The organism is Sphaerospermopsis aphanizomenoides BCCUSP55 (assembly GCF_001586785.1).
In the GTDB taxonomy this organism is placed as follows: Bacteria; Cyanobacteriota; Cyanobacteriia; order Cyanobacteriales; family Nostocaceae; genus Sphaerospermopsis_A; species Sphaerospermopsis_A aphanizomenoides_A.
In genome coordinates this window covers 1-3,484 of the sequence record NZ_LUFH02000194.1, presented here as the reverse complement: position 1 = coordinate 3,484, position 3,484 = coordinate 1, and the positions used below count along the sequence as shown (strand labels likewise).

At 40.1% G+C, this 3,484-nt stretch carries 7 protein-coding genes; 4 read left to right on the top strand and 3 right to left on the bottom strand.

Annotated elements, in window-relative coordinates:
- Positions 1-352 precede the first annotated feature (352 nt).
- From A0J48_RS26060 to A0J48_RS26050, 3 genes are all read right to left on the bottom strand, one after another.
- Positions 353-1,012 (bottom strand): hypothetical protein, encoded by a 660-nt coding sequence (locus A0J48_RS26060; protein WP_200327477.1) that lies wholly within the window; start codon positions 1,010-1,012, stop codon positions 353-355.
- A 46-nt stretch (positions 1,013-1,058) separates the two neighbouring features.
- Positions 1,059-1,298, bottom strand: a complete 240-nt coding sequence (locus A0J48_RS26055; RefSeq protein WP_234301176.1) for a hypothetical protein — start codon at positions 1,296-1,298, stop codon at positions 1,059-1,061.
- A gap of 283 nt (positions 1,299-1,581) precedes the next feature.
- Positions 1,582-1,857 (bottom strand): helix-turn-helix domain-containing protein, encoded by a 276-nt coding sequence (locus A0J48_RS26050; RefSeq protein WP_234301175.1) that lies wholly within the window; start codon positions 1,855-1,857, stop codon positions 1,582-1,584.
- Positions 1,858-2,320: 463 nt separating this feature from the next.
- Between A0J48_RS26050 and A0J48_RS26045 the strand changes: the two genes are divergently transcribed.
- The 4 genes from A0J48_RS26045 to A0J48_RS26030 all read left to right on the top strand — a co-directional run.
- Positions 2,321-2,497, top strand: a complete 177-nt coding sequence (locus tag A0J48_RS26045; protein ID WP_200327474.1) for a hypothetical protein — start codon at positions 2,321-2,323, stop codon at positions 2,495-2,497.
- A 14-nt stretch (positions 2,498-2,511) separates the two neighbouring features.
- Positions 2,512-2,721 carry a hypothetical protein gene (locus A0J48_RS26040; protein ID WP_200327473.1) on the top strand — a complete coding sequence of 70 codons (210 nt, stop codon included), beginning with the start codon at positions 2,512-2,514 and terminating at the stop codon, positions 2,719-2,721.
- A gap of 322 nt (positions 2,722-3,043) precedes the next feature.
- Complete coding sequence (locus A0J48_RS26035; protein ID WP_200327472.1) at positions 3,044-3,199, top strand: hypothetical protein; 156 nt, start codon at positions 3,044-3,046, stop codon at positions 3,197-3,199.
- A 4-nt stretch (positions 3,200-3,203) separates the two neighbouring features.
- Positions 3,204-3,484: hypothetical protein (locus tag A0J48_RS26030; RefSeq protein ID WP_200327441.1), on the top strand; the 281-nt coding region annotated here is incomplete at its 3' end.

Sequence of the window (3,484 nt, the reverse complement as noted above, 5' to 3'; positions counted from 1 at the left end):
ATTTTTCCAGTTCATCCCAGTAAGGGTCGTGGACTATATGTGGAGTTCCAAAGTCATCGAGGTTGAATAATGTTCCCGTCATGATTCCTCCTCAAGCTGTGTGGGAGGAATCAGGTAATAGGGACAAGGGGAGTAATAGCCATTCGTTAAATGAAGGTAGAAGAAACCATCACAGTAAATGGCCAATGGGTAATGGTTAACAGCTTCTAGTTCACGCTCCTGGAGTGAACCGGTACTGTTATATAAACGTACTTTCATGGTTGGTAAACACTTGGTAGTAATTGAGAATTGACAATTAATAATTGACAATTGAGAAATTGCAATTAGCAATTAGTAATTAGCAATTAGTAATTCAGAAATAATCCTCTATTTCCATCGCCGCACCACCGAAGTGCTTGGCGATAGAACCGTAATTAGTTGGTTGTTCCCAATAACGTCTTCTTAAACACTGCCTTACCCATCCTTCAGGATTCATGATTTTTTCAGCAGCGCCACGAAGTTTAAACAGTAGTAATGCTGCTTTAATTTCAAACTGAGGACGGTTTAAAACTTCTGTTTCTTCTGTGTCAAAATGAATACCCTCCTGAGACATCAGTTGTTGATTAGATAAGATATGCTGCTGCTGAATATCAAGGTCAACGGAATTTTCAGGGTTTGAGCTTGGTGTTTTGTAAGTAGAGTTAGGATTGTGTAACTTTTGTTTTTTGGGTGGGTTTAACCATTCCAATGGTCTAACAAGTAACTTGAATATCTTCCAGGAATACTGTCTTACTACTTGTATTACACGGTTCTCTACTAACAGGTTGAACATCTGTTTGAGGTAGTTGTGAGCATATCCTTTACCTCTATGTTTCTCGACCCAGTGATTGAACTCTGATAAATCTGGTTCTACTTCTTGGTCAACTCCTTCTCTAATTAGCCACTGCCACAGAAGTTTGGCGGCTGGTGGTATGGAGTTTTTTAGACAGAATTGATCATGTTTCTCTGTCCAATTTGATGTTAGTTTTGTCATAATCAATAAGGTTGAATCTGCCACCCCTCCCGGTGGCTTTGCAAAATTAACGCCATCTATCGCGGTCTAGGTCATGAATGGCTTTCTCAATCAACCATCGGTCTGACTTACCTGGATGCTTTAGTCTCAGGCTGTTGACCAATCGTTCGGATGCGGAAATATCAAACTGTAATCGGACTAACAATTGATGCCATAAACCCGCTACAAATGGATCGTATTGGTATTTCCTGAAGAATCTTCCCTTGCGTCTATTTTTTATTTTCAGGAATATCGAATTCCATCCCATCCACATGCGCTTTCTGTTTGATGAAAATCTTCTCCTCCTGTAAGTGATAATTGCTTTATCAATGAGCAAAAATATTACTTTTAGTCCCATCGCCAGGAAAACTATCTGTCCGAGTATTAAAATTAGAACAATCATGATGAATTAAGCAGTGACATATTTAATTCATCATGGAACTATTCAGGCTTTTATCTCAGTGATATAGGTCAACCTTCAAATACAGAAATCTGTCACCACCTAGCGCGTAGGTGGTTGGGATGCTGAACTGGATTCCAGGTATTAGGGTTTAGTTTTCTGGTTTAGATATGGGAGCAAAACTATCAGGTAAATCCTGTATCGTTTTGCCATTTAAACGCAAAAGTCTATCCAACGCCTTGAGTTGTGGAAGTGTGAAAGAGGGGATATTAACCCCGGCCTCCCAACGGCTTACTGTTCTTAAGCTCACGCCGATAGTTCTGCCAAATTCCTCTTGTGTTAAACCGAGTTCGTTTCGTAGATGTGTCAAGGGTGATTCACCCCCATTGTGATTTGCTGTTGTTTTGGGTTGAGATGTTTTCTTCATTATATCCTGCCATGACATTATGGCATGACCTATTGGCATTAAGCAAGTGGTCATGACACAATGACGTATGTGAGACAACAATAATCCAACCAAGTTGGAAACCCGGTAGATGGTAAGCACTCGGTTAGATGAATGAAGTCTCTCACACTCAAACCACAGAACAATGAGGGATGACTTTGTATCATCCCTTTCCCCCGCTCCCTCCTCCTTTGCCTTAGCGCCCGTGAGGACACACCATACTCAAGCTGGAGCAACACCTCTTATTAGGGAATAGGTAATAGGGAACAGGGAACAGATTCTGTCACCTGCCACCTGCCACCTGCCACCTGCTACCTAAACTTGCAATCACCGGAAACTTTGGCGCTGTTCACGAGTTGACAGCGCGGTGATTTTCTCATGTCTGCGTTACTAGTGTATTTCCGACCTGATGATCCAATGACTAACAACTCACAAAATAAGGACAATGACAATTAATGAATTAATAGAAGCTTTATCTGAACACGATGCTGGGAGTGTGGTTCAAGGACTAACAGCCACTGGGGACGCATTCAAAATCAAAGAAATAACCCGGTGCAAAATCACAAACAACATCATCATCAACATCGAACCCGTCACGGGGTATTTCCTAGACGAAGAATAACCAACAACCAACTTATGCCTAAAAACAGAAAAACTTACCCTTGGGTTGTTTATCACCAGCAGGGAATTTTCGCCAACACCATTGATAGATTTCCGACTCAAGAAGGTGCGCAACACCGCGTACAGGAACTTCGTAAACGTTGTCCTGGACAAAGAATCAACTTTTACTTCGAGCGTCGGAATCCTGCACCAATTACCTGCCAGATTAATGCTGAAAACAATTGAAAACTTCCTTGAGTCAGTTTTTGATTTATATATTACATACCCGCGAACATTTACTGTTCTCTTTGTGATTTTAACTTTCTTGCTGGCTTTTCTTCTGCCTTTTAATCCATAAACAGCATTGTCAATTATCAATTATCAATTATCAATTGACAGAGAGTTTGGAGGTGAAGTCTAGACGAAAATCAACAACTTATTTGATGTGTTTGTGTTTTTGGGATACCCGATTATCCGGTACAACATTGATTCTGTAAGCTATACGTTTTACCAGTGTTAGCAGGTGGAAATGCTAATACTGGTTTCTTAACAAGAATGGAGTTGAACAATGAATAGACAACTTAAACCTTGGGCAGTTTTCCGCATAGATACACCCAGCAATTCATTCATCGCCAGATTTAAAAAACGTGATGATGCGGACGAATACATGAAGCTTCTTAAAGCTAACACACTTTATGAGTTTGAGGTAGTTTTTGATAACTAATAAAATGAAAATCAAAACATTTACTTACAAACGAATTTTGAATTTAGGTAATTACGAAAGTAAGCACCTAGAAGCAACTATTGAGGTTGAAACATACCTTCTAGATTCTGCTGAAGAAGAGTGTTCAGCACTAATGGAAATGGTAGAGCGCAAAATTCGGGAAGATTGCGCCACAAAAATTAAAGATGAAATTAGGTCTGCACGCGAGGAATTGTGGGCAATTCAAAAAGAAATTGAAGTTGCAAAACAACAACTAGTACCCCATACAGAAGAAGTTCGAGAAGC